At 71.6% G+C, this 6,274-nt stretch carries 6 protein-coding genes; 5 read left to right on the top strand and 1 reads right to left on the bottom strand.

What is annotated here, in order from left to right; genetic code table 11:
- Positions 1 to 62: 62 nt before the first annotated feature.
- The gene (gene hydA, locus NBZ85_RS01235; RefSeq protein WP_261561383.1) at positions 63 to 1,790 is read right to left on the bottom strand and encodes a dihydropyrimidinase; all 1,728 of its coding nucleotides are present in this window, start codon (positions 1,788 to 1,790) and stop codon (positions 63 to 65) included.
- Positions 1,791 to 2,535: 745 nt separating this feature from the next.
- On the opposite strand from hydA, the gene NBZ85_RS01240 reads away from it, so the two are divergent.
- From NBZ85_RS01240 to cysS, 5 genes are all read left to right on the top strand, one after another.
- Positions 2,536 to 3,018, top strand: coding sequence for a CarD family transcriptional regulator (locus NBZ85_RS01240; RefSeq protein WP_009741775.1), 483 nt, complete (start codon positions 2,536 to 2,538; stop codon positions 3,016 to 3,018).
- 274 nt (positions 3,019 to 3,292) lie between these two features.
- Positions 3,293 to 4,087 (top strand): 2-C-methyl-D-erythritol 4-phosphate cytidylyltransferase, encoded by a 795-nt coding sequence (ispD, locus tag NBZ85_RS01245; RefSeq protein ID WP_261555478.1) that lies wholly within the window; start codon positions 3,293 to 3,295, stop codon positions 4,085 to 4,087.
- Between the two features lie 71 nt (positions 4,088 to 4,158).
- A complete protein-coding gene (ispF, locus tag NBZ85_RS01250) occupies positions 4,159 to 4,641 on the top strand; it encodes a 2-C-methyl-D-erythritol 2,4-cyclodiphosphate synthase (RefSeq protein ID WP_261555489.1) in 483 nt (160 codons plus the stop codon).
- Between the two features lie 104 nt (positions 4,642 to 4,745).
- Complete coding sequence (locus NBZ85_RS01255) at positions 4,746 to 5,138, top strand: PPOX class F420-dependent oxidoreductase (RefSeq protein ID WP_261555479.1); 393 nt, start codon at positions 4,746 to 4,748, stop codon at positions 5,136 to 5,138.
- Between the two features lie 57 nt (positions 5,139 to 5,195).
- On the top strand, positions 5,196 to 6,274 hold a 1,079-nt coding region (cysS, locus tag NBZ85_RS01260; protein ID WP_261561384.1), incomplete at its 3' end, for a cysteine--tRNA ligase.

Raw genomic sequence — 6,274 nt, forward strand, 5'->3', positions numbered from 1 at the left:
CGTCCCCCTTCCTTGTCAACGCACGTACTGGGAACAAGGCCAACGCAGGTACTGGGAACAGGTCAACGCAGGTACTGGGACAGGCCGCGAGGCACATAGCGGCCGTGACCGGCGCGCCCGCTGAACTGGCCGCCGGAGACGACGACGGATCCGCGGGAGAGCACCGTGTCGACCTTCCCGGCGATCTCAAAGCCCTCCCAGGCCGAATGGTCGATGTTCATGTGGTGGGTGGCGGCGCTGATCGTCGTCGTCGCGTTCGGGTCGTAGATGACGATGTCGGCGTCCGAGCCGGGGGCGATGACGCCCTTGCGCGGGTAGAGGCCGAACATCCGCGCCGGGGTGGTCGCGCAGGTCTCGACCCAGCGCTGCAGCGAGATCTTCCCGGTGACGACGCCCTGGTAGATCAGGTCGATGCGGTGCTCGACCGTCCCGATCCCGTTGGGGATCTTCGAGAAGTCGCCGCGGCCGAGCTCCTTCTGCTCGGCGAAGCAGAACGGGCAGTGGTCCGTGGAGACGACGGCGAGGTCGTCGGTGCGCAGGCCACGCCACAGGTCGTCGGCGTGCGGGGCGGTGTTCGTGCGCAGCGGCGGGGAGGCGACGTACTTGGCGCCCTCGAAGCCAACGGCGCCCAGATGCTCCTCCAGACTCAGGTACAGGTACTGCGGGCAGGTCTCGGCGAACACGTTGCGCCCGGCGGCCCGGGCGGCGCTGACCACTCCGAGGGCCTCGGAGGCGGACAGGTGCACGAAGTACAGCGGCGGGTTACCGGCGACCTGGGCGAGCACGGACGCCCGGTGGGTGGCCTCGCCCTCCAGCGCCGGTGGTCTGGTCAGGCCGTGATAGATCGGGTCGGTGTCGCCGCGCGCCAGCGCCTGGGCGACGAGGACGTCGATGGCCAGGCCGTTCTCCGCGTGCATCATGATCGTGGCGCCGGAGTCGGCGGCGCGCTGCATCGCCCGCAGGATCTGGCCGTCGTCGCTGAAGAACACCCCCGGGTAGGCCATGAAAAGCTTGAAGCTGGTGACGCCCTCGTGGGCGACGAGGGAGTCCATCGCCTTGAGCGCGGCCTCGCCCACCCCACCCATGATCATGTGGAAGCCGTAGTCGATCGCGCACTGCCCCTCGGCCTTGGCATGCCAGGCGGCCAGCCCCTCCTCGACGACCTCACCGGTGCGCTGCACGGCGAAGTCGACAATCGTGGTCGTGCCGCCCCAGGCCGCGGCGGCCGGCTCCACCGGCACGTCCAGGGTCACGCTGCCGGCCTTCGCGAAGGTGAAGGTGATCGGGAGCTGGGACCCGATCGGCAGGTTCTGCGTCACGCCCAGCAGGGTCGGCGCGGAGGCATCGGCGATGAAGATCCGGCCACCGCCGGATGGGATGTCCGCCTGCTTCGGCGGCTGGCCGCCGCCGGTTTCCGGCGACGACACCGAGACCAGGGTGTCCGGCTCGCCGCCCGCGTTGAAGAACGCCGACACGACCGGCGCCGAGTCGCCCTGGGACACGGGTCCGGCAACGTAGACGTTGCGCAGCGTGATGGCGCCGACGGACCCCGCGACGCTGTTGGTCGTGGTTCGCGCGAAGTTCGTCAGCGCGTCGTTGCCGGAGGCGCAGCTCGCCAGGCCGGCCGAACCGATCACCGAGGCCAGCAGGGCGACGCCCACCCGGCGCGACGTCATCCGCCGCCGGAACGCGGAGCGCGAGGCGTCGTCGTCGCGGGGTGCCGCGGCGGCGGTCGTCGCATCGGCGACGGCGTTGACTGACGAGAAACAGGCACCCGGACGGCGGTTCACAGCGCGGTGGCTCCTCCTGCACAAGACCGGCGCGTTGGGCGGCGCCGGTGCTGGTCGACGGCCGTCGCTGAGGACGGCCACCCGGCGGCGCGCCCCGGTGCCGGTAGGTCGGACCCGGCGTGCAGGGGGTTGCCCCGGTGCCCGGAGGACCGCCGCCGACGGCCCGGTGCGCAGGGTCGTCCACGGGAGGTCTCCGTGCCGGGCTAACACTAGTCACCCGGCGGCGCCACATGCCCAGGCCGACGGCCCGGTCAGCCCGCGTGGGCCGGTACGCGGCGCGGGCCGGGGGCTGTGCGCGGGCCCCGGAATCGGCGCTGACCGGCCCGACAGGCCACGAAGAGCCGGTCGATGACGTGGGCAGAGTCACGCTCCGCCGCGGACGGCGTGCGGGCGGGCGATCGCCGTCCCGGCCGGTGCGCGCCGTCGCCGCGCCGGTCGGCCTCTGCCGGCGCACAGGCGGGGTCCATCCGCGCTACGTTCGCGGTGCGGTTGACGCTCAACGCGCAGCCAACGCCTGTCGACCTGTCGCCTGTTTTACCTGGTAGGGCTGTTCGGTGTCGGTGCGCGGTGATGTGGGGTCGGTGCGCGGATCCGTGGCGGGCGGTGCCCGTCGTCGCGAACGGTGGCCGGAAGACCCCGTGGAGCCCCTCAGCTTGGCGTTGCGGCCCTTGCGCTTGCAGCGCGCGTCTGACCTGCGGCGATGCGTGCGTGTTACGCTGGTAGAGGCGGAAGGGGCACGTGACACATGGCGTTCCAAGTCGGCGAGACCGTTGTTTACCCGCATCATGGTGCTGCTCTGATTGACGCGATTGAAACTCGCGTCATCAAGGGCGAGGAAAGACTCTATCTCGTGCTGAAGGTCGCTCAGGGCGATCTGACTGTCCGGGTGCCGGCCGACAACGTCGGTATGGTCGGGGTACGCGACGTCGTCGGGCAGGATGGGCTGGAACGGGTGTTCGAGGTGCTCCGGGCACCCCACACCGAGGAGCCCACGAACTGGTCCCGGCGTTACAAGGCAAATCTCGAAAAGCTCGCCTCCGGTGACGTGAACAAGGTTGCAGAGGTCGTTCGCGATCTCTGGCGCCGTGATCGCGAACGCGGTCTTTCCGCGGGTGAGAAGCGCATGTTGAGCAAGGCGCGGCAAATCCTTGTCAGCGAGCTCGCGCTCGCGGAGGGCACCAACGAGGACAAGGCTGAGGCGATGCTCGACGAGGTTCTCGCCGGCTGATCCAAGGCCTTGTCAACCCGGTCGTAATAGATCGGGTGTCGGCTGATCGTTCGGCCGGCGTGATATCCCGGAAAGATGATTTCCGGTCGGGAGGTCGGCCCCTCCGGACGCTCTGCCGTCCGGTGGGCCGGGTTCGCCGGCCGGCGCGGTCCGATGGCGGCGTACGCACCGCTCGGCTGCGCACGCCCGATCGGCGTACCGGTCGGCCGGCTCGCGTCCGGTCGGCCGGATAGGCCATGCTCTCGTGGTGGATGGCACACGGGAGGTCTGAATGATGGGCGAAGGTCTCCAGCCGCGGGCAGTCGGTCCGCGGGTTGCGGCGATCGTGCCGGCTGCCGGCCGCGGTGAGCGGCTGGGCGGGGGCACCCCGAAGGCGCTGCGTGCCCTGGGTGGTCGGCCGATGCTGGTGCGTTCGATCGAAGCACTGCGACGCGCGGAGTCGGTGACGCAGATCGTGGTGGCCGCACCGCCCACCCTGGTGGAGGTTGTGGCGCAACTGCTCGGGCGGGACGTACGCGTGATCGCCGGGGGCGCGGAGCGGGTGGATTCGGTCCGGCGGGCCCTGCGCGCGGTGGACGACGACATCTCCGTCGTCCTCGTTCACGACGCGGCCCGGCCGCTGACCCCGCCCTCCCTCGTCGACGCGGTCGCTGCGGCGGTGCTGGCCGGCCATCCGGCGGTGATCCCCGTGCTCGGCCTGACGGACACCGTCAAGGAGGTCGGCCCGGACGGACGGGTGATCCGTACCCCGCCCCGCGACGGGCTGCGGGCCGTGCAGACCCCACAGGGATTCCGGCGTGACGTGCTCACCGCCGCGTATGCCCTGAAGGACATTCCGGTGACGGACGACGCCGGTCTGGTGGAGGCTCTCGGGGTGCCGGTGATGACCGTCCCCGGCGCGCAGGAGGCGTTCAAGGTGACCCAACCGCACGATCTCGTACTCGCCGAGGCGCTGCTGGCCCGTTGCGCCTCGGGCGACGCCCCGGCGGGTGCCGACTCCCGCGGAGGGGCCGACTCCCGCGGCGGCCTGGATGCGCGCGGTGGCTCGGATGTCCGGAGTCCCGGGTGAGCCCGGACATGCCCACGCCGGCGGACGGCGGCGTGGCACCGACCGACCGACCGGCCCCGGCCTCGAACGCGGTGACCACCGCGGTGCTGCCGCGCGTCGGCATCGGCATCGACGTGCATCCGTTCGCGGCAGGTCGGTCGTGCTGGGTCGCCTGCCTGGAGTGGCCGGGGGAGACGGGCCTGGCCGGGCACTCGGACGGTGACGTCGCCGCGCACGCGACCTGTGACGCATTGCTCACCGCGTCGTGCCTCGGGGATCTGGGGAAGGTCTTCGGCACCGACCGGCCCGAGTACGCGGGCGCCTCTGGCGCGGTCCTGCTGGCCGAGACGGCCCGGCTGCTCGCCGTCGGCGGCTGGGTCATCGGGAACGTGTCGGTCCAGGTCATCGGCAACCGCCCGCGGATGGCGGGGCGCCGGGAGCAGGCCCAGGAGGCGATGTCCGCAGCCCTGGGCGCCTCGGTGAGCCTCTCGGCGACGACCACCGACGGCCTCGGCCTGACCGGCCGGGGCGAGGGACTCGCGGCGATCGCCACGGCCCTGGTCGTGCGGGCCTGAGCGCTGGCCGCGCCCGAGGGGGTATGCCGATCCGGCATCGCTCGGTAGTGTGCCGGCGGTGAGTGAAAGGCTGGGCCGTCGTTGGCCGCGCCCCGAGGAGTCTGATGGCTGGTCGCCTTCCCGAGCCGGTGCGGGCCCTCGCGGACGCACGGATCCACGTGGTCCTGGCCACGGTTCACCCCGACGGCTCGCCGCGGATGACCGTGCTCTGGGTGGATCGCGACGAGGACGAGCTGCTGCTGTCCACGGTGCGCGGACGCGCGAAGGAGCGGGACATCGCCCGTGATCCGCGGGTCGGGCTGATGTTCCTCGACCAGGAGAACCCCTACTCCTACGTCGAGGTGCGCGGCACCGCGACGCTGACCGAGCAGGGGGGCCGGGAGCTCATCGACCGGCTGTCGCTCAAGTACACCGGCGATATCTACCGGTGGGACGATCCGGGCGAGGTCCGGGTCGTCATCCGGGTCGTGGCCGACCGGGTGCTGACCGTCGGCTGACGGTCAGCTGACCGGGCTGAGTGCCCGCCGTCGGAGCCGGAGCCGTACCCTTGACAGATGGGTCTTCACCTCTACGACACGCGTAGGCGGCGTGTGCGGCCATTTGAGCCGCTACGCCCCGGTCACGTGGGCGTCTACGTGTGTGGACCCACCGTGCAGTCGCCGCCGCACGTGGGTCACCTCCGCACGGCCCTGCCGTTCGACCTGCTGCGCCGGTGGCTGGTGCAGTCCGGGCACGAGGTGACGCTCGTCCAGAACGTGACCGACATCGACGATAAGATCATTACCAACGCGGACCGGGACGGCACCTCGGTCTGGGAGCTCGCCACCCGCCAGACCCGGGCCTTCGACGACGCCTATCGCACGGTCGGCATCCTGCCGCCGACGATCCAGCCGCGCGCGACGGGCCACATCCCGGAGATGATCGCGTTGATCTCCGCGCTGATCGACGGCGGCCACGCCTACGCCGGCGGGGGCTCGGTCTGGTTCCGGGTCGGATCCTTCGCCGGTTACGGGGCTCTGTCACACCAGCGGCCGGACGCGATGCTGCCCTCGGCGGAGTCGGAGCCCGGCAAGTCCGATCCGCGGGACTTCGCGCTGTGGAAGGCCGCCCGCCCCGGCGAGCCGTTCTGGTCCTCGCCCTGGGGCGACGGCCGTCCCGGCTGGCACCTGGAGTGCTCGGCGATGGCCGGGAAATACCTCGGCCCGGCCTTCGACATCCACGGCGGCGGGCTCGACCTGGTCTTCCCCCACCACGAGAACGAACGGGCGCAGACGGTCTGCGCGGCGGGCGGCGCCACCGGCGTGGACACCGGCGAGATGGCCCGGTACTGGATGCACGTCGGGCTGCTGACCACCGGCGGCACGAAGATGTCGAAGTCGCTCGGCAACTCGGTACTCGTCGCCGATGCCCTGGGCGCCGTCCGCCCTCAGGTGCTGCGCTACCACCTGCTGTCGGCGCACTATCGGTCGACGCTCGAATACACCCCGGAGGCGCTGGACGAGTCAGCCGCGGCGCACGACCGGGTGGAGACCTTCGTCCGCAACGCACTCGACATCCTCGGCGGGCCGGGTGAGGCGGCGGCGCTGGCGGCCGACGACGGCCCGTCCCTGCCCGGGGCCGGCGCCCGGGGACG

Origin of the sequence: Frankia tisae (genome assembly GCF_025403405.1) — a bacterium.
GTDB lineage: Bacteria > Actinomycetota > Actinomycetes > Frankiales > Frankiaceae > Frankia > Frankia tisai.